Genomic DNA, 25,651 nt, shown 5'->3' with positions numbered 1-25,651 from the left:
GGAGACAGCCATGTCCCGTGTCCAGCTCGCCCTGCGCGTCGCCGACCTGGAGGCCTCGGTCGCCTTCTACACGAAGCTCTTCGGCGTGGAACCCGCCAAGCGCCGCCCCGGATACGCGAACTTCGCCGTCGCCGAACCGCCGCTCAAGCTCGTCCTGATCGAGGGCGCCACCGGCGAGGACACCCGGCTCGACCACCTCGGCGTCGAGGTCGAGGACGCGGCCCGGGTCGCCGCGGCCGCCACCCGCCTGAAGGACGCCGGCCTGACCACCGCCGAGGAGAACGACACGTCCTGCTGCTACGCGCTCCAGGACAAGGTCTGGGTCACGGGCCCCGGCAAGGAGCCCTGGGAGGTCTACGTGGTGAAGGCCGACGCCGGCACCCTCACCAGGTCCACGGACGCGGCTCCCGCCTGCTGCGCCCCGAGCCAGGTGTCACCTCACACCTCCACCACCAGCTCCTCGAACCCCCTGATCGCATATCCCGGCTTCCGCGCCGGCTCCGAGACCAGTCGCATTCCCGGGGCCCGGCGCAGGAGTTCGTCGAAGAGCGTCGTCAGTTCCAGGCGGGCCAGGGGGGCGCCCAGGCAGTAGTGGATGCCCGCGCCGAAGGTGAGGTGGGGGTTGTCGGGGCGGGTGAGGTCGAGGGTGTCGGCGGTGGGGCCGAAGCGGGACGGGTCGCGGTTGGCCGAGCCGAGGAGGAGGGCGACCTCCGAGCCCCGGGGGACGGTCAGGCCGTCGAGTTCGATGTCGTCCAGGACCCAGCGCTCGAACATCTGGAGCGGGGTGTCGTGGCGCAGGATTTCTTCCACAGCTGTGGACAAGTTTTCGAGGCACGGACGGACGCCTTCCCGGAGGAGGATCCGCCAGCCGTTGACCGTGGTGTTCACCGTCGCCTCGTGGCCCGCGTTCAGGAGGAGGACGCAGGTCGAGATCATCTCCTGTTCCGTCAGTTCCGGGACGGCGAGGAGGGCCGTGATCAGGTGCTCCCCGGGCGTCCTGCGGCGCCTCGCGATCAGGTCGCGGAGGTAGGCCGAGAATTCGAGCGACGCCTCCACCGCCCGCCCCGCCGTCTCCTCCGACGGGTTCAGCTCGAACATCCCGCAGATCGCCGCCGACCAGGGCCGCAGCCGGTCCCGCCCCTCGTCCTCCTCCGGGATCCCCAGCATCTCCGCGATCACCGCGACCGGCAGGGGTTCCGCCACCAGCGCCTGGAGGTCGCCGCCGCCCGCCGCCACCAGGTCCCCGACCAGGCCGGCGGCCAGGCGCCGTACCGTCGGGGCCAGGTTCTCCACCGTCCTCGGCGTGAACGCCTTCGAGACCAGGCGGCGGATCCGGGCGTGGTCCGCGCCCTCCAGGTCCAGGAGCCCGTGGTCGTTCAGGGTGTGGAAGGGCTCGTGCGCCGGGTCCGGGGCCTCCCGGCCGAACTCCTCGTGCGTGAAGCGGTGCGTGTACGTACGGCCCAGGCGCCGGTCCCGGAGGAGGGCCGAGACGTCCTCGTGGCGCGGGATCAGCCACTGGCCCGTCGGCTCGTGCCAGTGGGCCCGGCCCGCCGCCCGCAGTGCGGCGTAGGCGGGGTAGGGGTCGGCGACGAACTCCGGGGACCGGGGGTCGTACGCGGCGGCATCCACGGGAGCGTCCATGAACGGACGCTACCCGCCGACCCGTACCAGCCCCGCCTCGTACGCGAACACCGCCGCCTGCGTCCGGTCCCGCAGCCCCAGTTTCACCAGGATCCGGCTCACATGCGTCTTGATCGTGGACTCCGCGACGACCAGGTGGTCCGCGATCTCCGAGTTCGACAGGCCCTGCGCGATCAGCACCAGGACCTCCGTCTCGCGCTCGGTCAGCTCCCCGATCCGCGCCATCGCCGGCGGGCGCGGGGAGGACCCCGGCGCCTTCGCGAACTCGGTGATCAGGCGCTTGGTGACGGTCGGCGCGAGCAGCGCCTCGCCCGCCGCGACGACCCGGACGCCGTCCGCGAGCTGCCGGGCCGAGGCGTCCTTGAGCAGGAAGCCGGAGGCCCCGGCCCGCAGTGCCTGGTACACGTACTCGTCCAGGTCGAACGTGGTCAGGACCAGCACCTTCGCGTCCGCGTCGGCCGCGACGATCTCCCGCGTGGCCTCGATGCCGTTCAGCTCCGGCATCCGGATGTCCATCAGGACCACGTCCGGGCGCAGGACCGCCACCTGGGCGATCGCCTCCCGGCCGTTGACCGCCTCCCCCACGACCTCGATGTCCGGCATCGCGCCGAGCAGGACCGAGAAGCCCTCCCGGACCATCATCTGGTCGTCGACGATCAGCACCCGGATCACGACACCGCCTCCTCACGGCTCACGGGGACGAAGGCCGCCACCTCGTAGCCACCGTCGTCGGTCGCCCCGGCCGTCATCTCACCGCCCAGCATCGTCACACGCTCCCGCATGCCCGTGATCCCGTGGCCCGCCCCCGGCGACGGCTTCGCCAGGCCGCGCGCCGGGCCGTTGGCGATGCGCAGGCCCAGACCGCCGAGGACGTACGACACCTCGACCTTCGCCGCCGCGCCCGGCGCGTGCCGCAGCACGTTCGACAGGGCCTCCTGGACGATCCGGTACGCGGACAGCTCCACGCCCTGCGGCAGCTCGCGCACCGCGCCGGTCACCGTCTTCTCCACGTCCAGGCCGGCCTCGCGCACGTTGGCGACCAGCGCGTCCAGGTCGGCCAGGGTCGGCTGCGGGGCGTCGGGCGCCTCGTAGTCCTCGGCCCGGACGACCCCGAGGATGCGGCGCAGCTCGGTCAGGGCGGCGACCGCGTTCTCCCGGATGGTGAGGAAGGCCTGCTCCAGCTCCGGCGGCGGGTTCTCGACCCGGTACGGCGCGGCCTCCGCCTGGATCGCGACCACCGACATGTGGTGGGCGACGACGTCGTGCAGCTCGCGGGCGATCGTGGTCCGCTCCTCCAGGAGCGTCCGCTTCGAGCGCTCCTGCGCGGTGACCGTCTGCTGGGCGGTGACCTCGCGGCGGGCCTGGCGGCGGATCTGGAAGACGGTGACGGTGAGCAGGACGAGGGCCGAGACGAAGAGCATCGGGAAGGAGTTGGAGCCGCGTCCGATGCCGAGGAACACCTCGGTGAAGAGGCAGAAGCCCGCCGTCACCACCCACATCCACGCCGCCGCGCGGGGCCGGGTGCGGGCGGCGACCACGGCGAGGACCACCAGATGGGTGAAGAACGTCGCCACCGACCAGGGCCAGCCGCCGTCGTAGTCGGTGGCGGCGCCGAGGAAGGGCGCGGAGCCGAGCGAGACCCAGAAGGCGAGGACCGGCCGGACCAGGGTGAGCAGGACGATCGCGGCCGGGGCGAAGGTGACCGCGAGTTGCAGCGGTATGAAGGAGGTCCCGGCCCGGTCGACCCCGCCGGCGAAGGCGATCAGGGCGCAGAACGCGACGACCGCGTGCGGGAAGTACCCCGCACGCGCCCGTATCCGCTTCGGCAGGAAGCGGGCGATCCTGGCGTTCACCTGTACGGGTGACAGCGGGCGGTAGGCGAGGGCGTCGTCGAGGAGTTCCCGCCGCAGCCCGCCGAGAGCCTCCTGGGCGAAGCGGAACTCGGGGGCCCGGCTCGTCCCGGGGGTCTGTGTCTGAGTCACGCCGTTCACGGTACGGGGGCCGCCGGAGCGGGTCGTCCCGCTCCGTACGGATCCTTCCCCGTCCGTCCTGAGTACTACGAAGGGTCCCGTCACCAGGCCAGCTGGGCGATCTCCTCCGCCGCCACCGCGCACGCGTCCGTCGCCGGGTCGATCGGCGGGAAGTGGCCGGTCTCCTCCAGGAGCGTCAGGCCGACCGTCTCGCCCGCCTGCGCCGCCGCCTCCGCGTACGCGTCGGCCACCGCGTACGGCACGACCACGTCCTCGCGGCCCTGCACGACGGTGGTCGCGATCCCGGTCGGAAGGAGGGCGGCCGGGTCGGCGGAGGCCGCCCGCTCCCCGTACGCCTCCGGCCCGCCGAGGAGTTCGGTGACCGCGCCGCCGCACACCCCCAGCTCGACCGCCCGCGCGAAGTGGGCGATCGGGGCGAGGGCGACGACCCCGCGCAGCGGCGGCGGTCCGGGCAGCCGCCAGGGCGAGCCGGCGGGCAGGACGTGCCGGGCGGCGGCCCACAGGGCCAGGTGCCCGCCGGCCGAGTGCCCGGTGAGCACGATCCGGTCCGTGTCGGCCTGCGGCAGGTGCGCGGCGGCGAGCTCCGGTACGGCGTCCAGGGCGGCGGCCACGTCGTCGAAGGTCTCGGGCCAGCGCCCGGCGACCGGGGCCGCGCCGCCCCGGTGGGGCAGGCCGCCGCCGCGCCGGTACTCGACGCTGGCGACGGCGAAGCCGCGCCGGGCCAGGAAGTCCGCGAACGGCGACAGGTGCGCCCGGTCGTACGGCGCCCGCCAGGCGCCGCCGTGCAGGGCGACGACCAGCGGGGCCCGGACGCGCCCGTCGCGCGGGGCGAAGAAGTCGACCACCTGGTCGGGGTGGTCGCCGTACGCCGCGGTGGCGTCCGGGGCGACGGCCGGGTGCGAGAAGGCCGACGCCTCTTCGGCGGCGTCGCGCGCGGCGGGATCCATGGCTGTTCCAACCTCTCGGGTACGGGGCCGAATTGGCCTGACCTGCGGGGACGGTACCAGGACCGGAACCCCGCGGATCAGGTGATCGTCGGACCGTACGACCGACCGGAGGCCGCGCACCCCCTACTCGGCGGGAACGCCGGCGGGCACGTCCGCGAGGACCTCCGCCAGGACCCGCGCCGCGCGCTCCGCGTCCGCGAACCCGACGTACAGCGGCGTGAAGCCGAACCGCAGGACGTCCGGGCGGCGCAGGTCGCCCACGATCCCGCGCCGGATCAGCTCGGCCATCACCGCCGGGGCCTCCGCGCAGCGCAGCGCGACCTGGCTGCCGCGCTCGCCGTGCGCCTCCGGCGTGACCGGCTCGACCCGGCCCCCGGGGGCGTACGCCCGGACGCACTCCAGGAAGAAGTCCGTCAGGGCGAGGGACTTGGCCCGCACGTCCTCGATCGCGACCCCGTCCCACACGTCCAGCGCCGCTTCGAGCGCGAGGAGGGAGAGGATGTCGGGGGTGCCGACCCGGCCCCGCACGGCGCCCGCCGCCGCCTCGTACCCGGGGGTCATGGCGAACGGGTCGGCGTGCGAGGTCCAGCCGGGCAGCGGTGAGTCGAAGGCGGCCTGGTGGCGCCCGGCGACGTACAGGTAGGCGGGCGAACCGGGGCCGCCGTTCAGGTACTTGTACGTGCAGCCGACGGCCAGGTCGACCCCGTGGGCGTCCAGGCCGACGGGCAGGGCGCCCGCGCTGTGGCACAGGTCCCAGACGGCGAGCGCGCCCGCCGCGTGCAGGGCGGCCGTGATGCCGGGCAGGTCGTGGAGCCGGCCGCTGCGGAAGTCCACGTGGTTGACGAGGGCGGCGGCCGTGCGCGGGCCCGCCGCCTCCGCCATCGCGGCCGGGGCGAGGGGCACGATCCGGTGACCCGTCATCCGCGCGGCCGACTCCGCGATGTACCCGTCCGTGGGAAAGGTCGTGGCGTCCACCAGGATCTCGTCGCGTCCGTCGCCCGCCAGCCGGGCGGCGGCGACGACCGCCTTGAAGACGTTGACGCTGGTCGAGTCGCCGACCACGATCTGCCCGGGACCGGCGCCGACGATCGGTGCGATCCGCTCGCCGACCCGCTCGGGGGCGGTCCACCAGCCGGACTCGTCCCAGGAGCGGATGCGCAGCTCGCCCCACTCGCGGGTGATGACGTCGGCCATGCGGGCCGGGACGTGGGCGGGCAGCGCGCCGAGCGAGTTGCCGTCGAGGTAGACGGTGTCCGGGTCGAGGGCGAACCTCTCGCGGTGCCCGGCCAGTTCGTCGGCCGCGTCGAGGTCCCGGGCCCGGGTTTCGAGGTGGTTCTCGCGACGGCTCTTGAGGCGGTCCTTGAGCTGGTCCTTGAGACGGCCCTTGAGGAGATCAGACATGGCTGCGGGCCGTCCAGAGCTCGGGGAACACGTTCTTCCGGGCCCGCTTCTCCAGCCAGGCCACGCCGGCCGAACCGCCGGTGCCGGTCTTGGCGCCCATCGCGCGCCGGGTCGCCACCAGGTGGTCGTTGCGCCAGCGCCAGACCAGCTCGGCCACGTCGCTGAGGGCCTCGCCGAGCCGGACCAGCTCGGCGTTCTGGTCGGGGTCCGCGTAGATCCCGGCCCAGACCGCCTCGACCTCGGGCGAGGGCTCGTACCGCCCCGAGAGGTCGCGGTTCAGGACGGCGGCCGGGACGGGCAGGCCGCGCCGGGCGAGCAGGCCGAGGACCTCGTCGTACAGGCTCGGCTCGTGGAGCGCTTTCTCCAGCTCGGCGTGGACGCGGGGCGCGCCCCGGTGCGGGACGAGCATGGACGCGGACTTGTCGCCGAGCAGGAACTCCATCCGCCGGTACATCGCGGACTGGAAGCCGGAGCCCTCGCCCAGGGAGCCCCGGTAGGAGTTGAACTGGGCGGGGGTGAGCTGGGCGAGCGGGTGCCAGGAGTGGTTCAGGGCCTCCAGCTCGCGCACGGAGCGCTTGAGCGCGTCCATCGCGATGGGGATCCGGTCCTCGCGCAGGGCGCGGCTCGCGGTCTCCCACTCGTGGACGATCACCGTGAACCACAGCTCCATGACCTGGGTGGTGACCAGGAAGACCATCTCTCCGGGGTCGTCCGAACGGAGTTCCTGGAGATGGGTGAGGACGTCCGCCCGGACGTAGTCCTCGTACGGCGTCGTGCCCGCGAAGTCGAGGTTCGGGTCGTCGGCGACCGAACCGCCTCCGGAGGTGTCGGAGGCATCGGGAGAACCCGGGAAGGTGGACATTTCTGTCTCCTCGGTACGTTCTACCGGGTAGCGGTCCGCTCGCACCGTGCGGCACCTCGTGCGGCACGGGAGCTCCGGTCCCCTCGGGAGGCGCGCTCCGTCGCGCACCGTCCCACACGCATCATGGCACGATCGGCCCCGTGATGTAGCTCCCGTCTTCGGCGTACGGATAAGCGTTCGAAAGGCAGCCGTCCAGGCCCTTGATCTGCTGCATCATCGCGGGCGCGAGCTTTCCCGGCCCCGGGCAGGCCATGTGCTGCCGGATGCCGATCTCGTGGCCGACCTCGTGGTTGATGATCAGGTGCCGGTACTCGGCGGGCTCCCCCGTGAAGGTCGGCGAGCCGAGCATCCACCGCCGGAGGTTCACGACGACGCCGTCGGTCGTCTCGCAGTTCAGCTCGCCGCCGGTGTCGAGGCCCTCGCGCAGGCAGAGCGCGTCCGCCGTGTCGGGGGTGGCGATCCGGACGACGAAGTCGGCCTCCTCCTGGGCGGAGACCAGCTGGAAGCGGCCCCGGCCGTGCGCGGCCCAGCCGCGCGGATGGGCCAGGATCCGCTGGATCTCGGCGGCCGCCCCGTCCGCCTCCACGCCGATGCCGTCCTCGACCTGGACACGGTAGAGGCGCAGGACGCCGCTCGCGCCGGTGGGGGCGCCGGAGGCCTGCGCGGTGGTGAAGGTCCCGGGGCCGGACTTCGGCACGACGGGCCTCTCCGAGAGGGCACCGGGCTTCGGCGTCGGCGTCGGCGTCGGCGTCGGCACCGGTTTCGGCACCGCCTTCGGCGTCGGCGTCGGTGTCCGTGTCGGCGCGGGCGTCCGCTCCGGTCCCGGCGTCCGCGTCGTCGGCGGGGCCGGTCTCGCCGTGGCGGGCCGGGGCGCGGGCGGAGCGGTCGCGGGTTCCGCGTCGGCGGCCTCGGGGTCGGGCACGGGCAGCGCCGGGGCGGCCCTGCCGTCGGTCGCCGCCCCGCCGTTGAAGTGGGCGAGGGCCGCGCCGCCGCCGAGCGCGAGGGACGCCAGGAGCAGGGCGGGGAGGACGAGCCGGCGCACGGGACCGCGTCCGCCCCCGTCCCGCCGGCGGCTCCGCGCTCGTCGCCGTCCTGCGGATGCGGCACGTTTGCCCACGACGGACTTCTCCCCTGGTGCGGCCGGTGTGGGGGGAAGAGGAAGCGAGACCTCGTACCGGCGTGGTCGGTGCTGCGGTTCCGGGGATCGTACCGGTCCCGTTCGAACAGACTCGAAAGGCGCGGGGACGGTTCCCCGAAAAGTCACCGGGGAACGGTCGGGGAACGGTTCCGGAAGAACATCCGGGGCCGTACGGCTCCGGAAGAGCGGCGGGGGGGGGGGGGGGGGCCCCCCCCCCCCCCCCCCCCCCGCCCGGGGGACCCGAGGGATCCGCCGGTGTCGACCGGTGTCAGCCGAGCGTCTCCGCCGCCGTCTCCGAGGAGTCGCGCAGGAAGGTCGTGCAGCGCTCGTACTCCTCCTTCTCGCCGATCTCGCCGGCCGCCCGGGCCAGGGCGTGCAGCGCGCGCAGGAAGCCGCGGTTCGGCTCGTGCTCCCACGGGACCGGGCCGTGGCCCTTCCAGCCGCTGCGGCGCAGGGCGTCCAGGCCCCGGTGGTAGCCGGTGCGGGCGTAGGCGTACGACTCGACGACCCGGCCGCCCTCGAAGGCGTCGTCGGCGAGGCGCGCCCAGGCGAGCGAGGAGGTCGGGTACTTCGCGGCGACCTCCGCCGGAGCCGTGCCGCTCGCGAGCAGCTCGCGCGGACCCGGTTCGTCGGGCAGGTGGGTGGGGGCGGGTCCCCCCAGGAGGTTCTCGTGGATGGCCATGGGCCCAGTCTGCCTCAGTGCGGGTGCCCCGAACCGCCCCCGGGTCGGTGCTCCGCGGCGTTCCGGCCGCCCGGGTCGAGGGGCGGGGCCTGCACCCCGCAGTGCACCCGGCACTCCGGATGGCAGCGGGCCTCCGCACCGGTCTCCGCTCCGGTCCCGGAACCCGCGCCCCCACCGGCCCCGGCCCCGGCCCCCGGGCCCCGCATCGTCGTCCAGGCCAGGACCGCGCCCGCCACCAGGATCCCCGCGCACATCGGCATCGCGCGCCGGAAGGTCTCGCCGAACTCGGCCGCCGAGCGGTACGCCTCCGGGCCCATCCCGGCCAGCAACGGCAGCGCGGCCACGGCGAGCAGCCCGGCCGCCCGCGCCGCCGCGTTGTTGATCCCGCTCGCCAGGCCCGCCCGGGCCACGTCCACCGAGGCGAGGACGGTCGCGGTCAGCGGGGCGACCAGGGCCGTCATGCCGAGCCCGAGCACGAGCAGGGCGGGCAGCACGTCCCGTACGTACGAGGCGTCCTCCCCCACCCGCAGCATCAGCAGCATCCCGGCGGCGCAGAGGAGCGGCCCGACCGTGAGCGGGATCCGGGGGCCGATCCGCTCCCCCAGCTCCCCGGACCTCGCCGAGAGGAGCAGCATGAGCACGGTCGTCGGCAGCAGGGCCGTGCCGGCGGCGAGCGCCGAGTAGCCGGCGACCACCTGGAGCTGGAGGGCCGCCAGGAAGAAGAACCCGCCGAAGGCCGCGTACACGCAGAGGGTGACGAGGTTGACGGCCGTGAAGGTCTTCGAGCGGAAGATCGACGGCGGCACCATCGCCGCTTCCCCTCGCCGCCGCTCCACCCCCACGAAGCAGGCCCCGGCCACGATCCCGGCCGCCCCCGCCCACCAGGCCGCCCCGATCAGCGCGTACGTCACGAGCGCGAGCGCCGCCGCGCCCAGGGCCGCACCGAGCACGTCGAAGCGGCCGTGCGCCGCCTCGTCCCGCGACTCCGGCACGTGCCGGAGGGCGACCGGCACGCAGACGAGGGCGAGCGGCACGTTCAGGAGGAACACCCACCGCCAGCCCGGCCCGTCCACCAGCCAGCCGCCGACGAACGGCCCGATCGCCGCGCCCACCCCGCCGAAGCCCGACCAGAGCCCGACGGCCCTGGCCCGGTCGTCCTCGTGGAAGCTCGCCTGGATCAGCGCGAGCGACCCGGGCGTGAGCAGCGCCCCGCCCACGCCCTGGAGGGCGCGGGCCGCGATCAGCACCCCGGCGTCCGGGGCGAGGCCGCAGAGCAGCGAGGCGGCGGCGAACCACACCACCCCGGTCACGAAGACCCGGCGCCGTCCGAACCGGTCGCCGAGCGATCCGCCGAGCAGGATGAGCCCGGCCAGGGTCAGCATGTAGGCGTTGACCGTCCACTGGAGGACGGCCAGGTCGGCACCGAGGTCCGCGCCGATGTGCGGCAGGGCGACGTTGACGACGGTGGAGTCGAGCAGCGCCATCCCCGAGCCCAGGACGGTGGTGAAGACGATCCAGCGACCGGTCCCGGAGGACATCCGTACGTTCCGCTCGCCCGTGCCCGCCGTACCCGTCATGTCCGCATGGTCCCGCGAAACGCGCCGCCCCGCGCGACGGTCTCAGGCGGTCCGCAGCCGCCCGGCCGCCCTGACCAGGGCCTCCACGCCCCGTTCCGCCTTCTTCCGGGGGCAGCCCACGTTCAGCCGGACGAAGCCCGGCGTGCCGTACGTCCCGCCCGGCATGATCGCGACCTTCTCCGCCGTCACCAGCTCCTCCTGGAGCCGGGTCTCCTCGATCCCGAGGGGCCGCAGGTCGATCCAGGCCAGGTAACCGGCCTGCGGGGGCTCCCAGACCACCCCGGGAAGCCCCTCGGCCAGCCGCTCCCGGACCAGCTCCATCGTGCCCGCGACATAGCCGCGCAGCTCGTCCAGCCAGGCCGCGCCGTGCCGGTACGCGGCGATGTGGGCGGTCAGCGAGAGCACGGCGGGCGAGGCGAGCCCCTCGCCGGTCTCCATGCGCCGCACGAACGCCTCGCGCTCGTCGGGGTCGCCCACGATCCCGTACGAGCCGGAGAGCGCGGGGAAGTTGAAGGCCTTGGTGCCCGAGGTGACCAGCGCCCAGCGGCGCCCCCGGCCCCGCTCCGCGATCCGGGTCCACGGCACGTGCCGGTGACCCTCGCCGGTCAGGTCCGCGTGGATCTCGTCGCTGACGACGCTCGCGCCGTGCCGCTCGGCCAGCTCCGCGAAGGCGGTCAGCTCCGCCTCCGTCCACACCCGGCCGGTCGGGTTGTGCGGGGAGCAGAGCAGCAGCATCCGGCTGTCCGGCCGGGCCAGCTCGCGCTCCAGGGCCTCCGCGTCCCCGGCCGGCACCCCGCGCAGCTCGCGCCCGAGCCCGGTCACGGCCTTGCGGAAGCCGTCGTACGTGGGGGTGTGGACGACGACGCCGTCCCCGGGCGCGGTCCACATCCGCAGGAGCTGCGAGAGCTGGTTGAGCACGGAGGGCGCGTACACCAGGGAGTCCGGGTCGATCGCGGTGTCGTACCGGCTCGCGTACCAGTGGCGTACCGCCTCGCGGAAGTCGCCGAGCCGCCAGTCCGTGTAGCCGAAGACCCCGTGGCCGACGCGCTCGCGGAGGGCGGCGAGGACCTCCGGAGGGGAGGCGAAGTCCATGTCGGAGATGGTGAAGGGCAGCAGGTCGGGCACGCCGAAGCGGTCCGCGATCCCGTCCCACTGGACGGACCAGGTGCCGCGCCGGTCGATCTCCCGGTCGAAGTCGTACATCGGGCCCTCTCACCCCTCTCGTCGGCATGCGAAGGGCCCGGCACCCCGCTCCCGGGGTGCCGGGCCCTTCGCCCCTGACGTGCTTACTTCAGCTTGGTGCCGGTCGAGCGCAGCGCGGCGCACGCCTCGGTCACGCGGACGGCCATGCCCGCCTCGGCCAGCTTGCCCCAGGTGCGCGGGTCGTAGGTGGACTTCTTGCCGACCTCGCCGTCGACCTTCAGGACGCCGTCGTAGTTGCGGAACATGTGGTCCACGACCGGACGGGTGAAGGCGTACTGGGTGTCGGTGTCGAGGTTCATCTTCACGACGCCGTTCTCCAGCGCGGTGGCGATCTCCTCGGCCGTGGAGCCCGAGCCGCCGTGGAAGACGAAGTCGAACGGGTCGGCCTTGCCGAACTTCGCGGCGACACCGGCCTGGAGGTCCTTGAGCAGCTCGGGGCGGAGCACGACGTTGCCCGGCTTGTAGACGCCGTGCACGTTGCCGAAGGACGCGGCGAGCAGGTAGCGGCCCTTCTCGCCCAGGCCCAGGGCCTCGGCGGTGCGGATCGCGTCGTCGACGGTGGTGTACAGCTCGTCGTTGATCTCGTGGGTGACGCCGTCCTCCTCGCCGCCGGTCGGGGTGATCTCGACCTCAAGGATGATCTTGGCGGCGGCGGCCTTCGCGAGCAGCTCCTGACCGATGGCCAGGTTGTCCGCGAGGGTCTCGGCGGAGCCGTCCCACATGTGCGACTGGAACAGCGGGTTGTCGCCCCGGGCGACGCGCTCGGCGGAGACGTCGAGCAGCGGACGGACGTAGCCGTCCAGCTTGTCCTTCGGGCAGTGGTCGGTGTGCAGGGCGACCGTGATGTCGTACTTCGCGGCGACGATGTGCGCGAACTCGGCCAGGGCGACGGCGCCCGTGACCATGTCCTTGTTGTACTGACCGCCCAGGAACTCGGCACCGCCGGTCGAGATCTGGATGATGCCGTCGCTCTCGGCCTCCGCGAAGCCGCGCAGAGCAGCGTGCAGGGTCTGGGACGAGGTCACGTTGATGGCCGGGTAGGCGAACTTGCCTGCCTTCGCCCGGTCGAGCATCTCGTTGTAGACCTCGGGGGTTGCGATGGGCATTCGTCCGCTCCTTGTGATGTGCGGGGTGTGTGCTGTTGCTGTCCCTGACCTGGGGGCGACGTCATCGTCGCCCCCATCCTTCCAGACTCTTGTCCGGGCTCCCATGGGCCCGGCACACCGAGGGGCGGGGTGTTTCACGTGAAACACCCCGCCCCTGGGGAAAAGCGCAGGTCAGAGCGGTTCTGCCCCCGACCCGGGTCCTACGTCACGACTTCGCGGCAGTTACGCCAGGCCGAGGTCGCCCAGCTGGTAGCCGGTGAGGTACGGCAGCCCCGCCTCGGCGATGGCACCGGAGGCGCCCCGGTCCACGATCGTCGCCACGGCGACGACCTCGCCGCCCGCCTCGCGGACGGCCTCGACGGCGGTCAACGGCGAGCCGCCGGTGGTCGAGGTGTCCTCGACGACGAGGCAGCGGCGGCCCTTGACGTCCGTGCCCTCGATGCGGCGCTGCATGCCGTGCGCCTTCTGCGCCTTCCGCACGACGAAGGCGTCCAGACGCTGTCCGCGCGCGGCGGAGGCGTGCAGCATCGAGGTGGCGACCGGGTCGGCGCCCAGGGTCAGACCGCCGACGCAGTCGAAGTCCAGGTCGGCCGTGAGGTCGAGCATGACCTGCCCCACCAGCGGGGCGGCCTCGCCGTCCAGCGTGATCCGGCGCAGGTCGATGTAGTAGTCGGCTTCCAGACCCGAGGAGAGGGTCACCTTGCCGTGCACCACGGCCTTGTCCTTGATCTGCTGGAGCAGCTCAGCGCGTACGTCAGTCATGGTCCTGAGCTTAGGGCCTGACCCGCCGGCCAGGCCCTGGGGTCCCGCTGGTCAGAGGCGATGCCAGCTCCAGGTGCTCTCGATCTCCAGGGGGTCGATCGGGGTGACCAGGCGCGGATGGGTGTTGAGGCCGTTCGGGGGGCCGGACTGCGGCTCGACGCAGACCGCCTCCGCCTGCTCGTCGTAGAGCACGACCCACTCGGTGCGGCTGGTGACCCTCAGCTCCAGCTCCTCCGGCCAGGTGAGGGTCACGTCGACGCCGTCGGGCATGCCGAAGCAGTCGTCCCACGGGCCGGGGAGGGGGTCGATGCGGCGGCCGGTGGGGAGGTGGTTCGCGCCGCGCTCCTCCTGCCAGGCGGGCGCGAAGTCGACCCGTACGTCCTGACCGCCCCGGCCGAGGTTGCGCAGGAACCACGGGTGCCAGCCGGCCTGGGCCGGGAACGAGGCGTCGTAGGCCTCGACGCCGAAGCGGAGCGTGAGGGAGTCCTCGGCCAGCTCGAAGACCTGGGTGACCCGGCCCCCGTACGGCCAGGGATCGCCCAGCTCGCAGACGAGAACGGCCTCGGTCGCCGAGGTGCGGGCGGTCTTCCAGGCGAGGTCGCGGACGGTGCCGTGGATGGCGTGCGGAGGCGCGTTGACCGGGAGTTGGTGGGTGGTGGCGCCGTTGCGGAAGAGCCCGTTCTCGGTCCGCCCGCACCAGGGCACCATCGGGAAGCTTCCGTACCGCTCGCCCTGGCGCAGCACCTCGGTGCCGCCGATGCGCAGGCCCTCGATCCGGCAGCCGTTGTCGGGGTTGATGGTCAACTCGGCGTCGCCCGCCGTCAGTCGCGTCTGCATGCTCACGCTTCGACCCTAAGCCCGTGACGCACGGAACGCGGCCGACCGGTTCGACGGCGCTCCCGGGGGTGTCGCGGAGGGGGCCCTCGGCGGCACCGCCACGCGTTTCTCAGCGGCGTCGCCGCAGGGCCCGGCCCACGACGACGGCGGAGGCGAGTGCGAGGGCCGCCGCCGGGGCGATCCAGCGCAGGGTGTCCCCGGCGCTGCTCGTCTCCGGAGCGGGGACGGGGGCGTACCGACCGCGCGGCGGGGCGTGGTCGACCTCCTCGGCGCTCCGCCCGATCATCGTCCGGCGCGCGTGGGCGGCCTCGGCGGCGGGCTGCGGGGCGGGGAACTCGATCGGCTCGTCCCCGAGGCCCTCGCCGGGGAGGGGGCCCAGGGCGGGGGGCGGCCCCGGCGCGTCGAAGACGGAGCCGTGGCCGGCGGGCTCCTCCACACCGTCGTCGACACCGTCACCGGCACCTTCGCCGTCGATGCCCTCGATGCCCTCGATGCCTTCGAGGCCGTCGACCTCGGCACCGGCCCCGGCGCCCCCGTCACGTACGGAGTCGGCGTCGGCACCGGCGCTCTCCTCCGGGACCTCTCCCGCCGCCCCCGCCGCCACCAGCGCCTCCACGAACCGGTCGAGCAGGCGGGCGCCCGTCGCGGCGCGGGCCGCGTCCGTCTCGTCGGCCAGTCGGCCGGTCGCCGACAGGGCGCCCGTGAAGCTCAGGTTCGTTCCCTCGGCCACCGGGGTGAGGACCACGGTGAGCGACAGCTCCGCCTCGCCCTTGCCCCGGGCCTCGGCGCCCTCGCCCTCGTAGGTGATGGCGCCGTCCCGCTCGACGATCCGCAGCGCGCCCCGATAGGTGATGGTGCGGCCGCCGATCCGGACCTTGAGCCGGCCCGCGAGGGGGTCCCCCTCAGCGTCGGCGTCGCGCTGGAGACCGGGCACGCAGCGCACCACACGGGCCGGGTCCGTGAGCGTCGCGCGCAGGGCCTCGGCGGTTACCGGGACGAACACCTCATGCTCCATGGGAGCCGAGCCTACTCAGAGCGGGGCCCCGCGTCGCCTGTTCGCCCCGTGCCGGGCGCCCCCGCCTCCCCCGGACGCCCCCGCTCCCCTCCCTCAGTCGCCGTACCGCGGGTGCACCAGCGTCGAGGAGGGCGGGGCCCCTGCGCCCCGGGTCCGTTCGGCGCGGCGGGCGTCGGCCGCCAGCGTCTCCGCGTCGAGCGAGCGCGGCCGGGGCCCGTCGGGAGCGAGGCCGAGGACGGGCGGCCGGCCGCCCCGGACGGCCAGGAGGAAACCCCAGTCGCAGGGCCCCGGGCCCGTACCGGCGGCGCGGTCGGCGCGGTCGGGGCCCGCGGCGAAACCGGGGGTGCGGCCGCTCGCGCTGTAGGGCCGGGTCGCGAAACCGGCGGCGCGCAGGGTGGAGTCGACCGTCCAGTAGGTGTGGGGCCGGTCGGTGACCGAGCCGGCGTGGACGGCGAACCGCCCGGACGGGGCGAGGACCCGGGCCACGAGCCCGTGGAACTCCTCCGAGTACAGCTTGGTGCTGGAGGTGATCCCGGGGTCGGGCAGGTCGGAGATCACCACGTCGTAACGTTCCCGCACCCGGTCGGCGGCCCCCCGCAGCCAGTGGAAGGCGTCCTCGTGGACGACCCGGACGCGCGGGTCGCGGAACGCCCGCGCGTTGAGCCGGGCGAGCGCCGGGTCGGTGCGGGCGAGGCGGACGACCCCGGGGTCGAGCTCCACGACGGTCAGGGACCGGACGCCGGGGTGGCGCAGCACCTCGCGGGCGGCCATCCCGTCCCCGCCGCCGACGATCAGGACGCGCGCGTGCGGACCGTTCATCGCGGGGTGGACGAGCGCCTCGTGGTAGCGGTACTCGTCCGCCCCCGAGACCCGGAGCCGGCCGTCGAGGAACAGGTCGGGCGGCTCCTCCGGGCCCCCGGTGACCACGACCTCCTGGAGGTCGGTGTGGAGGGCGACCCGCACGTGCTCCCCGTACACGGCCCGGCGCGCGGCCTGCTCGAAGTCGTCGACGAGGACGGTCGCGGTGGCGAGGACGGCCAGGACGCCCAGGTTCACGGCGAGGAGCAGGGCCCGGGAGCGGGCGGTCAGGTCGCGGCGGAACACCCAGAGGACGAGCCCGCCGCCCGCGACGGCGTTCACCGCGCCGGTGACGAGCGCCCCGGTGAGCTGGCCGAGCCAGGGGAGCAGCAGGAACGGGAAGGCGAGGCCGCCGACCAGCGCGCCGACGTAGTCGGCGGCGAAGAGGTCGGCGACCGTCCCGGCCGCGTCGTCCGGCTCCCCGGACGCCCCCTTCCGTCCGGTCCGCTGCAACAGCGACATCAGGAGGGGGATCTCCGCGCCGATGAGCACCCCGATCGCGAGCGAGAACGCCACGACCACGTACCGCGACTCGCCGAACCAGGCGAAGGCCGCGTACAGCGTCATCGCCGAGCAGCCGCCGACCAGCGCGAGCGCGGCCTCGACCAGGCCGAAGCCGACGGCGGCGCGGCAGCGCAGCCGCTTGGCGAGGAGCGAGCCCACCCCCATCGCGAACACCATCACGGAGAGCACGACGGAGGCCTGGGTGACCGAGTCCCCGATCAAGTACGAGGAGAGGGCCACCAGTTCGAGCTCGTAGACCAGGCCGCAGGCGGCGCAGACGAAGACCACCGCCAGGACCGGGAGCCGCACCGCCTCGCGCGGCCGGACGGGCGGCCGCGCGGGCGCCCGCCGCACCCGCTCCTGGGGTCGCATGGTCACGGTCGGCTCGATCATGCGGTAACGCTACGTCACTCTCCGGGCACCCCTCGTCACTCGCACGGGTACACAGGGGGCTTTCGGGGGGGCGCATCAGAGCGTGGCGGGCATACGTACGCCGACCCTGGTCCTGGTCACCACCAACTGCCCTTCCTGCGGGTAGGCGTGCCAGGTCCGCCACCGCACCTGGCCCTCGTGGCGCTGGACCAGCAGGGCCGTGAAGGCGTGCGGGGAGCCCGGGAAGGTGCCGGCGAGTCCGTGCGGGTGGTCGGCGACGAGCGCGAGCAACTCCTGCGCGCGGCCCGCGAAGCAGCCGTCCGAGAGCGTCTCGACGCGCGCGGCGAATTCGTACTCCCGGCCGTCGACGCGCTTGGAGACGCCGAGCGGGAGGGGGGTGCTGCTGCCGGGCATGCACGCCACGGTCTCCGAACAGGTGCGTCCCTCCTCTTCGAGGAGGACCTGGTGGGAGGCGCCGAGCAGCCTCAACTGGATTTTGGCGCCGGAGAGTTCGAGGTCGAGGACGGCGAGGGCGGGCAGCGGCTCGCGCCCGAGCGCCCAGGCCAGGTCGGCCGCGCGCGTGTCGGTGTAGGAGGTCTTCAGGGTGGTGAGCATGGGTCGGCTCCGCAAACACGGTTTGACGGGTGGGCCGGGGGCGCCCCGGTGAAGGATTTCAACGGGAGTGGGGAATCGCCGGCTCGGGTCCACACACGGTCCGAGGGCTGTCTTGTCAGGAGCGAGAGAACCACGGACGCCGGACGACTCGCAGCGTTTTTACCCAACTTGCCGTGGTTTCCAACCCCTTCGGGGACCCCACAGTTCACTTGTTCAATCGGAATCGTCCGCCGGGGCGCACGCCGGCGGACGGCCCCGTGTGCCCGGGACGGCCGCCGGCCGAAAACCGGCGGCCCCCGTCCACCCGCACGCCCGTACCGGCGGGCCGCCGACACCCCCGTGGCCGGCGGCCCGCCCGCTCAGCTGCCGCCGCCGCAGCCGCCCCCGCCTCCGCAGCTGGAGCTGCTGGAGCCGCAGGAGCTGCTCGACCCGCAGGAACTGCCGGAGCCGCAGGAACTGCCGGTGCCGATCCAGCCACCACTGCTGCTGCTGTCGCCGCCGTCGCTCCTCCGCCGCCCGCTCCGCCTCGTCCCCCGGGCGGGGGCGCGGGCGGCCGCGACGCGGTACGCGGTGAGGGCCCTGCGGACGGCGGTGCGCCGGGCGGCGGCCTGGCGCCGCTTCTCGGCGGTGGCGACGAGCCCGATGACGATCACGGCCGCCACCGTGAGGAAGGTGCCGAAGAGTGCCATGAGTACTACCCCCGTTCTTCTGTGCGAGGGAGATTCCCATGCCGTTCCCGGCCCAAAGCACACTTGAGCAAGTCCAGAGCTTGGCCGCAGGATGGCGGGCATGACACGACCGCCGCTCAACCGCCGCCTCGCCGAGTTCGGCACGACGATCTTCGCCGAGATGTCCGCGCTCGCCGCGCGCACGGGAGCGATCAACCTCGGCCAGGGCTTCCCCGACACCGACGGCCCGGAGGAGATCCGGGAGGCGGCGGTGCGCGCCCTGCGGGAAGGCCGGGGCAACCAGTACCCGCCGGGCCCGGGCGTCCCCGAACTGCGGACGGCGATCACGGACCACCAGCGGGAGCGGTACGGCCTGGAGTACGACCCCGACACGGAGGTCCTCGTCACGGCGGGCGCCACCGAGGCCATCGCGGCCGCGCTCCTCGCCCTGGTCGAGCCGGGCGACGAGGTGATCGCCCTGGAGCCGTACTACGACTCGTACGCGGCCTGCGTCGCCATGGCCGGCGGCACCCGCGTCCCCGTCACGCTCCGCCCCCACGAGGGTTCCTACGTCCTCGACCTGGACGAGCTGCGGGCCGCCGTCACCGACCGGACGCGACTGCTCCTGCTCAACACCCCGCACAACCCCACCGGCACCGTCCTGACCCGGGCCGAGCTGACCGCCATCGCCGAACTGGCGGTCGAACGCGACCTGTTGGTCGTCACGGACGAGGTCTACGAGCACCTGGTCTTCGACGGCGCCGAGCACGTGCCGCTCGCGAGCCTGCCGGGCATGCGGGAGCGCACGGTCACCATCTCCTCGGCCGGCAAGACGTTCTCGTTCACCGGCTGGAAGGTCGGCTGGATCACCGCGAGCCCCGAGCTGACCTCGGCCGTCCGCGCGGCCAAGCAGTTCCTGACGTACGTCTCCGCCGGGCCGTTCCAGTACGCGGTCGCCGAGGCGCTCCGGCTCCCCGCCTCGTACTTCGACGGCCTGCGCGCCGACCTGGCGGCCAAGCGGGACCTGCTGAGCGAGGGCCTCGCGCAGGCGGGCTTCGAGGTCTACCGCCCCTCCGGCACCTACTTCGTCACCACCGACATCCGCCCCCTCGGCACCACCGACGGCTTCGCCTTCTGCCGCTCCCTGCCCGAGCGGGCCGGCGTGGTCGCCATCCCCAACGCCGTCTTCTACGACCACCGCGACGCGGGCGCCCCCTTCGTCCGGTTCGCCTTCTGCAAGAGGACCGAGGTCCTGGAGGACGCGGTCTCCCGCCTCAAGCGGCTGGCCTGAGGCCACGAAGGAAGGAGCCCGGCCCCCCGGTGACCGGGGGGCCGGGCTCCTTCACGCACGGACGGGGCTCAGGCCTCGTCGCCCTCGGCCTTGTCCTCCGGGGACTCCAGGCCGAACTGCTCCACCATCCACTTGTCGAACTCGATGGAGGCGCGGACCCAGCTCACCGTGGAGGACACGAAGTGCTCCAGGGAGACGCCGGTGCCGATCAGCATCTGGGCCTCGCCGATGAGACGGAGGGTGGCGGAGCCGTCCTCCTCCTCGTGCAGGTGGGTGTAGACCTTGGGCCACAGGGTGCGGCGGTTCCAGTCGTCGATCGCGTCGAGGACCTTCGCGCGGTCGTCGGCCGAGTGCGGGCGGTCGTAGAACGTCCGGACCGAGAAGACCTGCTGCTCGTCCTCGCCGCGGAACATGAAGTAGGTGCGGAACTCCTCCCACGGCGCCGCGAGGTCACCCTCGTCGTCGACGACGTACTTCAGCTCCATCTGGTCGAGGAGCTGCTTGACGAGGTCCTGGTCGGGGACGACGGGGCCCGCCGGTCCTGCGGCCTGAGGCTGGGGCTGGCCCCCGAAATTCGGAATCGAGGACGGGTCGATGCTCACCGTGTATTTCCCTTCGTACGGATGCTCGCCATCCTCTCCCATCCCGGGGCTGTTGTGGCAACCCCGGGCCGTCAGAAGAGGCCGAGCTTGAGCATGAGGGCCCGGTCGAGGTCCCTCAGCTCGTCGGCGTCGAGCGCGCCCTTGAAGGCACCGAAGCGGGCGGCCGGGTCGACGGAGTAGATCTGGTCGGTGAGGATCCGTGCCGTCCGGCCGTCGAACTCGATCTCCGGCCGGTAGACCGTCGGCGCGGCGCCGGTCGACGTCATCGCGACCGTCACCGTCGAGGTCGCGAACTGGTCCGACTGGATCACGACGGCGTGGCGGTTGCCCTGCCGCTCGTGCCCCCGGGCGCCGGGGAGCTGCCGGATCTCGGCGATCGCCCCCCGGAAGATCACTCGGCGACCCCCATGAAGCGCTGGATCGCCAGCATCTCGGCCTGGTCGTCGGGGTCCGCGGCCACGCGGGCCGCGTCGGACTTCGCCTGCTCGATCAGCCGCTCCTTGTAGGTGCGCAGGAGGGCGTAGCGCACGGCCTCGCTGCGCGAGCCGAACTCCTCCGCGAGCGCCCTCATGGCCGCCTCCATGGACGCGTCCGTGCGGACGTTCAGAGTTCCCACGGAGGCAGCGCAACGCAAAACGTGTTACAGGGTCTCGCCGGTGCTCGGCCCCACGATCAGACCGTCCTCGAACCGGTCCACCCGGACCGTGTCGCCGTCGCGGACCTCGCCCGCCAGGATCTCCCGGGCGAGCCGGTCGCCGATCGCCGTCTGGATCAGGCGGCGCAGCGGGCGGGCGCCGTACGCCGGGTCGTTGCCCTCGTCGGCCAGCCACTCCAGGGCCTCCGGGGTGACGTCCAGGGTGAGGCGCCGCTCGGCGAGCCGCTTGGCGAGGCGGTCGATCTGGAGCCGCGCGATCCGGCCCAGCTCGGCCCGGTCGAGGGCCGAGAAGACCACCAGGTCGTCCAGCCGGTTGAGGAACTCCGGCTTGAAACTGGCCCGCACGACCTCCAGGACCTGCTGCTTCTTCACGTCCTCCGAGGTTGCCGGATCGACCAGGTACTGGCTGCCCAGGTTCGAGGTCAGGATCAGGATGGTGTTGCGGAAGTCCACCGTCCGGCCCTGTCCGTCGGTCAGCCGGCCGTCGTCCAGGACCTGGAGCAGGACGTCGAAGACCTCCGGGTGCGCCTTCTCCACCTCGTCGAGCAGGACCACGCTGTACGGGCGGCGGCGGACCGCCTCCGTGAGCTGGCCGCCCTCCTCGTAGCCGACGTAGCCGGGGGGCGCGCCGACGAGCCGGGCGACGGAGTGCTTCTCGCCGTACTCCGACATGTCGATGCGGACCATGGCCCGCTCGTCGTCGAAGAGGAAGTCCGCGAGCGCCTTCGCCAGCTCGGTCTTGCCGACGCCGGTCGGGCCGAGGAAGAGGAAGGAGCCGGTGGGCCGGTCGGGGTCGGCGATCCCGGCGCGGGTGCGGCGCACCGCGTCGGAGACGGCCCGGACGGCCTCGGACTGGCCGATGAGCCGCTTGCCGAGCTCGTCCTCCATGCGGAGCAGCTTCTGCGTCTCGCCCTCCAGGAGGCGGCCGGCGGGGATGCCGGTCCAGGAGCCGACCACGTCCGCGATGTCGTCGGGGCCGACCTCCTCCTTGACCATCGTGTCCTTGGCCGATTCCTGCTGGGCCTCGGCCTCGGACGCCTCCTCCAGCTCCCGCTCCAGGGCCGGGATCTCGCCGTACAGCAGCTTGGAGGCGGTGTCGAAGTCGCCGTCGCGCTGGGCGCGCTCGGCGCGGCCGCGGGCCTCGTCCAGGCGCTCCTTCAGCTCGCCGACCCGGTTGAGGGACTGCTTCTCCTTCTCCCAGCGGGCGGTGAGGCCGCGCAGCTCCTCCTCGCGGTCCGCGAGGTCGCGCCGCAGCTTCTCCAGACGCTGCTTGCTCGCCGCGTCCGTCTCGTTCTTCAGGGCCAGCTCCTCCATGCGGAGCCGGTCCACGGAGCGCTGGAGCTCGTCGATCTCGACCGGGGACGAGTCGATCTCCATGCGGAGCCGGGAGGCGGCCTCGTCCACGAGGTCGATGGCCTTGTCGGGCAGGAAGCGGGAGGTGATGTACCGGTCGGAGAGGGTCGCGGCGGCCACCAGGGCGGAGTCGTTGATCTGCACCTTGTGGTGGGCCTCGTACCGGCCCTTGAGGCCGCGCAGGATCGCGACGGTGTCCTCGACGGTCGGCTCGGCGACCAGGACCTGCTGGAAGCGGCGCTCCAGGGCGGGGTCCTTCTCGATCCGCTCGCGGTACTCGTCCAGGGTGGTGGCGCCGACCATCCGCAGCTCGCCGCGGGCCAGCATCGGCTTGAGCATGTTGCCCGCGTCCATGGCGGAGTCGCCGCCGGCGCCCGCGCCGACGACCGTGTGCAGCTCGTCGATGAAGGTGATGATCCGGCCGTCGCTCTCCTTGATCTCGGAGAGGACGGTCTTCAGGCGCTCCTCGAACTCGCCGCGGTACTTCGCGCCGGCGACCATCGCGCCGAGGTCGAGCGAGACCAGCCGCTTGTTCTTGAGGGACTCGGGGACGTCGCCCTTCACGATCCGCTGGGCGAGGCCCTCGACGACGGCGGTCTTGCCGACGCCGGGCTCGCCGATGAGGACCGGGTTGTTCTTGGTGCGGCGGGAGAGCACCTGGACCACGCGCCGGATCTCGTGGTCGCGGCCGATGACCGGGTCCAGCTTGCCCTCGCGCGCGGCGGCGGTGAAGTCCGTGCCGAACTTCTCCAGCGCCTTGTACTGCCCTTCCGGGTCGGGTGTGGTCACCCGGCGTCCTCCCCTGATCGTCTCGAAGGCGTCCAGCAGCCTCTTGGCGCCCGCGCCCTGCCGGTCGAGGATCTCACCGGCCCGGCCGCCCTCGGCGGCGACACCGACGAGGAGGTGCTCGGTGGAGACGAAGTCGTCCCCGAGCTCCTCGGCCCGCCGCGCCGCGTCCGCGACCACCGCGAGCAGCTCGCGGTCGGGCTGCGGGGGCGCGACCGTGGAGCCGGCGACGCTCGGCTGGGCGGCCAGGAGCCGCTCGGCCTCGGAACGCACGGCCGCCTGGTCGGCCTCGACGGCGGCGAGCAGGTCGGTGATGTTCTCGTTGTCCTGACCGGCGAGGAGGGCGAGCAGCAGATGGGCCGGGGTCAGGTCCGGGTGCCCCCCGGACACGGCCCGGCCGGTGGCCGCGTTGATCGCGTCCCGGCTCCTGTTGGTCAGTTCGGCGTCCATGTGCGGTGCTCCTCCTCGGCGTACGGGTGCCTCGTGGATCCCGTACGGATCCACTCCACGACTTCTGTGACTCCTCAAGAGTACACAAAGTTGAGTCGATACCGCTCAAGTCGGGGGACGGAGTTCTCCCGGGGTAGTTTCCGGGCATGGCAACGGATCCCAGGAACCCCGGCGACGCGTATCTCCGCTTCTGGCGCGAGTACCACATGTGCACCCTGACCACCCCGCGGCCGGACGGCACCCCGCACGTGGTCGCGGTCGGCGTCACGTACGACCCCGAGGGCGGGTACGCGCGCGTGATCACCAACAGGAACAGCCGGAAGGTCGCCAACGTCCTGGCGGCGGGCGGCGGGGGCGCGCGGGTCGCGGTCTGCCAGGTCGACAAGGGGCGCTGGGCCACCCTGGAGGGCGTCGCCCGGATCCGTACGGAGCCGGAGGCCGTCGCGGACGCCGTCGCCCGCTACGCGGAGCGCTACGGCCGCACGCCGACCCCGAACCCGGACCGGGTCGTGATCGAGATCGCCCTCACCCGGGCGATGGGCCGCGCCTGACGCGGGGGGGGGGGAGGCCCGGAGAGAAGCACGGGCGCAGCACAGCGGCGCCATCGCGTTTCAGGTCCGCGATGGCGCCGCTGTGTGGGGGAAGTACCTGGGCGACCTACAACGACGGGGGGATCGCTCAGGCACTGCGGGGGGTGGCGGTGATGGTCTCGGGTTCGATCAGCTGGTGGTCCCGCTGGTCGAGGTTGACGAAGATCATGCCGTACCGGATGGCACAGCGGATGGGCTGCGGCGCTCCGCGCGGGCGGCGCAGGCACCGGTAGGCGCGGACGTCCTCGTCCTGCTCCCGTGCGACGACGATCGGCTCTCCGAAGAGGGTGACCTTCAGCGAGTCACCACGGTGGGGGATGGCCGTGGCGAGATCGACGAAGTGCCAGCCGGACCGGTAGGCCGAAGCCATCTCTCGCCGGAACCTGGGGTCATCGGGAACGTTCATGATCCCGCTTAACTCCAGCCGGGATCGGCGGCGAGGGCCACGTGCCAGCCCGGGTCGCTCGCGAGGGCCGGCTCGGCGTGCCAGCCCGGGTCGTTCACGGCGGCCCGGACGCCGGCCGGCTCCGTGTTCCAACCGGGATCCGGGGTCACTCCCACGGCCCCCACTGCGACAGCCGCGATGAAGGCGACTCCGGCCACCGCACTTATGAGCTTCTTCATCATCACCGAGCAACCTCACTTGAAGGCAACGTCTCTTTCCAACCCCCGCGAGAAAGACGATGGCTTACTCTCTCCGCTTCCACCACCAAACCCATGCATCATGTTCCTGAGATGCAGGAGCCTGGGGGTGTACATATGGGGAAACAAGCGGACGAGACGGGTCACCCTCATTCGCACGCGGAGCTCTGCGCGGCAGGCTCCGAGCTGTACGCGTCCGCACTGCGGGCGGGGCGAATACCCCGGTCAGAGGCGGTCGGGGCGCCCTGCCTCCTCGATCTCTCGCTGCTCCACCCCGATCCCGACGACGCCCAGTGGCTGCGTCCGGTTCCGCCCTCCGCCGCCCTCGCCCAGCTCCTCCAGCCGATCGAGCGCGAGATCCTCGACCGGCGCCGGCGCACCGTCGCCCTGTCGGACGCTTTCGAGCCTTTCATGGCCATCAGCGCCCACGACTCACCGACCACGCACGCCATCACCGTGCTCGAGGGCATCGACCGCATCAACGCGACCCTCGACCGGGTCGTCGCCGACTGCCGCAGCGAACTGCTGACCGTCCAGCCCGGCGGCGGCCGCCCCGCCCAGGCCCTGACCGCGGCCCTCCACCGCGTCTCGCCGCTCCTGGGCCGCGGCATCAGCATGCGCACCCTCTACCAGCACACGGCGCGCCACACCGAGCTCACCCTGGCCTATCTGGAGCACGTCGGCCCCGAGGTCCAGGTCCGCACCCTGGAGGAGATCATCGACCGGCTGATCATCGTGGACCGCGAGGTCGCGCTGATCCCGGCCCGCAGCGACCGGCAGATCGCCCTGGAGCTGCGCCACCCCGGCCTGGTCGCCTACCTCTGCGGCGTCTTCGACCAGTTCTGGCGCCTGGCGGTGCCGATCCGGGAGGAGATCCCGTACGACGTCAAGACCGACGGCATCGGCGGCGTCCAGCGCTCCATCGCCCGGCTCCTCGTCGAGGGGCACGTGGACGAGGCCATCGCCCGCCGGCTCGGGATGAACGTGCGCACCTGCCGGGCCCACATCGCCAAGCTCGCCGCCACCCTCGGCAGCGGCAGCCGGGCCCAGCTCGGCTACCTCATCGCCCAGTCCGGCATCCTCGACCAGGACGACTAGGGCCT

Annotated in this window: 26 protein-coding genes and 1 pseudogene; 4 read left to right on the top strand and 23 right to left on the bottom strand. The window is 73.2% G+C overall.

The window, feature by feature from the left end; all coding sequences use genetic code 11:
- Positions 1-10 precede the first annotated feature (10 nt).
- Positions 11-418 (top strand): annotated as a pseudogene (locus tag ACFY7E_RS10650) (ArsI/CadI family heavy metal resistance metalloenzyme); the annotation flags it as partial.
- A 20-nt stretch (positions 419-438) separates the two neighbouring features.
- On the opposite strand, the gene ACFY7E_RS10645 reads toward ACFY7E_RS10650, so the two are convergent.
- The 17 genes from ACFY7E_RS10645 to ACFY7E_RS10565 all read right to left on the bottom strand — a co-directional run bounded on the left by ACFY7E_RS10645 (position 439) and on the right by ACFY7E_RS10565 (position 18,200).
- Complete coding sequence (locus tag ACFY7E_RS10645) at positions 439-1,641, bottom strand: cytochrome P450 (RefSeq protein ID WP_389482972.1); 1,203 nt, start codon at positions 1,639-1,641, stop codon at positions 439-441.
- A gap of 9 nt (positions 1,642-1,650) precedes the next feature.
- Complete coding sequence (locus ACFY7E_RS10640; protein WP_389482971.1) at positions 1,651-2,313, bottom strand: response regulator; 663 nt, start codon at positions 2,311-2,313, stop codon at positions 1,651-1,653.
- Positions 2,310-3,632: a sensor histidine kinase gene (locus tag ACFY7E_RS10635; protein ID WP_389482969.1), complete on the bottom strand. Its 1,323-nt coding sequence runs from the start codon at positions 3,630-3,632 to the stop codon at positions 2,310-2,312. Before ACFY7E_RS10635 ends, ACFY7E_RS10640 begins: the two co-directional genes overlap by 4 nt.
- A gap of 80 nt (positions 3,633-3,712) precedes the next feature.
- A complete protein-coding gene (locus ACFY7E_RS10630; protein WP_389482967.1) occupies positions 3,713-4,579 on the bottom strand; it encodes an alpha/beta hydrolase family protein in 867 nt (288 codons plus the stop codon).
- 123 nt (positions 4,580-4,702) lie between these two features.
- Complete coding sequence (gene kynU, locus ACFY7E_RS10625; protein ID WP_389482965.1) at positions 4,703-5,980, bottom strand: kynureninase; 1,278 nt, start codon at positions 5,978-5,980, stop codon at positions 4,703-4,705.
- Complete coding sequence (locus ACFY7E_RS10620) at positions 5,973-6,842, bottom strand: tryptophan 2,3-dioxygenase family protein (protein ID WP_389482962.1); 870 nt, start codon at positions 6,840-6,842, stop codon at positions 5,973-5,975. The genes kynU and ACFY7E_RS10620 overlap by 8 nt, the downstream gene beginning before the upstream one ends.
- 121 nt (positions 6,843-6,963) lie before the next feature.
- A complete protein-coding gene (locus ACFY7E_RS10615; RefSeq protein ID WP_389482959.1) occupies positions 6,964-7,959 on the bottom strand; it encodes a DUF3152 domain-containing protein in 996 nt (331 codons plus the stop codon).
- Positions 7,960-8,248: 289 nt separating this feature from the next.
- On the bottom strand, positions 8,249-8,662 hold the full coding sequence (locus ACFY7E_RS10610; RefSeq protein ID WP_356539314.1) for a DUF3151 domain-containing protein: 414 nt from the start codon (positions 8,660-8,662) through the stop codon (positions 8,249-8,251).
- 14 nt (positions 8,663-8,676) lie between these two features.
- Positions 8,677-10,239 (bottom strand): MFS transporter, encoded by a 1,563-nt coding sequence (locus ACFY7E_RS10605; RefSeq protein ID WP_389482956.1) that lies wholly within the window; start codon positions 10,237-10,239, stop codon positions 8,677-8,679.
- 42 nt (positions 10,240-10,281) lie between these two features.
- Entirely contained in the window at positions 10,282-11,442 is a 1,161-nt protein-coding gene (locus ACFY7E_RS10600; RefSeq protein ID WP_389482954.1) for a MalY/PatB family protein, read from the bottom strand.
- A gap of 83 nt (positions 11,443-11,525) precedes the next feature.
- Positions 11,526-12,548: a class II fructose-bisphosphate aldolase gene (fbaA, locus tag ACFY7E_RS10595; protein WP_125667890.1), complete on the bottom strand. Its 1,023-nt coding sequence runs from the start codon at positions 12,546-12,548 to the stop codon at positions 11,526-11,528.
- 222 nt (positions 12,549-12,770) lie between these two features.
- Positions 12,771-13,310 (bottom strand): orotate phosphoribosyltransferase, encoded by a 540-nt coding sequence (gene pyrE / locus ACFY7E_RS10590; protein ID WP_389482952.1) that lies wholly within the window; start codon positions 13,308-13,310, stop codon positions 12,771-12,773.
- 51 nt (positions 13,311-13,361) lie between these two features.
- Positions 13,362-14,147, bottom strand: coding sequence for an aldose 1-epimerase (locus ACFY7E_RS10585; RefSeq protein WP_389483371.1), 786 nt, complete (start codon positions 14,145-14,147; stop codon positions 13,362-13,364).
- A 109-nt stretch (positions 14,148-14,256) separates the two neighbouring features.
- Entirely contained in the window at positions 14,257-15,162 is a 906-nt protein-coding gene (locus ACFY7E_RS10580) for an SRPBCC family protein (RefSeq protein WP_389482949.1), read from the bottom strand.
- 93 nt (positions 15,163-15,255) lie between these two features.
- A complete protein-coding gene (locus tag ACFY7E_RS10575; RefSeq protein WP_389482948.1) occupies positions 15,256-16,917 on the bottom strand; it encodes a polyamine aminopropyltransferase in 1,662 nt (553 codons plus the stop codon).
- A gap of 75 nt (positions 16,918-16,992) precedes the next feature.
- Complete coding sequence (locus ACFY7E_RS10570) at positions 16,993-17,511, bottom strand: DUF2617 family protein (protein WP_389482946.1); 519 nt, start codon at positions 17,509-17,511, stop codon at positions 16,993-16,995.
- A 359-nt stretch (positions 17,512-17,870) separates the two neighbouring features.
- Positions 17,871-18,200 carry a hypothetical protein gene (locus ACFY7E_RS10565; protein ID WP_389482944.1) on the bottom strand — a complete coding sequence of 110 codons (330 nt, stop codon included), beginning with the start codon at positions 18,198-18,200 and terminating at the stop codon, positions 17,871-17,873.
- A gap of 100 nt (positions 18,201-18,300) precedes the next feature.
- On the opposite strand from ACFY7E_RS10565, the gene ACFY7E_RS10560 reads away from it, so the two are divergent.
- Positions 18,301-19,470, top strand: coding sequence for a pyridoxal phosphate-dependent aminotransferase (locus ACFY7E_RS10560; protein WP_389482942.1), 1,170 nt, complete (start codon positions 18,301-18,303; stop codon positions 19,468-19,470).
- Between the two features lie 68 nt (positions 19,471-19,538).
- Here the strand turns inward: ACFY7E_RS10560 and ACFY7E_RS10555 are convergent, their stop codons facing one another.
- The 4 genes from ACFY7E_RS10555 to clpB form a co-directional block, all read right to left on the bottom strand.
- Positions 19,539-20,072 carry a YbjN domain-containing protein gene (locus tag ACFY7E_RS10555; protein ID WP_383438535.1) on the bottom strand — a complete coding sequence of 178 codons (534 nt, stop codon included), beginning with the start codon at positions 20,070-20,072 and terminating at the stop codon, positions 19,539-19,541.
- Between the two features lie 71 nt (positions 20,073-20,143).
- On the bottom strand, positions 20,144-20,467 hold the full coding sequence (locus ACFY7E_RS10550; RefSeq protein ID WP_389482940.1) for a type II toxin-antitoxin system PemK/MazF family toxin: 324 nt from the start codon (positions 20,465-20,467) through the stop codon (positions 20,144-20,146).
- Positions 20,464-20,688 carry a hypothetical protein gene (locus ACFY7E_RS10545; RefSeq protein WP_389482938.1) on the bottom strand — a complete coding sequence of 75 codons (225 nt, stop codon included), beginning with the start codon at positions 20,686-20,688 and terminating at the stop codon, positions 20,464-20,466. The genes ACFY7E_RS10550 and ACFY7E_RS10545 overlap by 4 nt, the downstream gene beginning before the upstream one ends.
- Before the next feature lie 24 nt (positions 20,689-20,712).
- Positions 20,713-23,316, bottom strand: a complete 2,604-nt coding sequence (clpB, locus tag ACFY7E_RS10540) for an ATP-dependent chaperone ClpB (protein WP_389482936.1) — start codon at positions 23,314-23,316, stop codon at positions 20,713-20,715.
- 146 nt (positions 23,317-23,462) lie between these two features.
- On the opposite strand from clpB, the gene ACFY7E_RS10535 reads away from it, so the two are divergent.
- Complete coding sequence (locus tag ACFY7E_RS10535; protein ID WP_389482934.1) at positions 23,463-23,867, top strand: pyridoxamine 5'-phosphate oxidase family protein; 405 nt, start codon at positions 23,463-23,465, stop codon at positions 23,865-23,867.
- Positions 23,868-23,994: 127 nt separating this feature from the next.
- Here ACFY7E_RS10535 and ACFY7E_RS10530 read toward each other — a convergent pair whose 3' ends face one another.
- Entirely contained in the window at positions 23,995-24,312 is a 318-nt protein-coding gene (locus ACFY7E_RS10530) for a (2Fe-2S)-binding protein (RefSeq protein ID WP_053649837.1), read from the bottom strand.
- Between the two features lie 8 nt (positions 24,313-24,320).
- Positions 24,321-24,533, bottom strand: a complete 213-nt coding sequence (locus ACFY7E_RS10525; protein ID WP_389482932.1) for a hypothetical protein — start codon at positions 24,531-24,533, stop codon at positions 24,321-24,323.
- A 132-nt stretch (positions 24,534-24,665) separates the two neighbouring features.
- On the opposite strand from ACFY7E_RS10525, the gene ACFY7E_RS10520 reads away from it, so the two are divergent.
- On the top strand, positions 24,666-25,646 hold the full coding sequence (locus ACFY7E_RS10520; protein ID WP_383438552.1) for a helix-turn-helix transcriptional regulator: 981 nt from the start codon (positions 24,666-24,668) through the stop codon (positions 25,644-25,646).
- The last annotated feature ends 5 nt before the right edge of the window (positions 25,647-25,651 follow it).

It is taken from the genome of Streptomyces sp. NPDC012825 (genome assembly GCF_042900925.1).
Lineage (GTDB): Bacteria > Actinomycetota > Actinomycetes > Streptomycetales > Streptomycetaceae > Streptomyces.
Note: the sequence above shows the minus strand (reverse complement) of the source record. Positions and strands in the feature narration are given on the sequence as shown.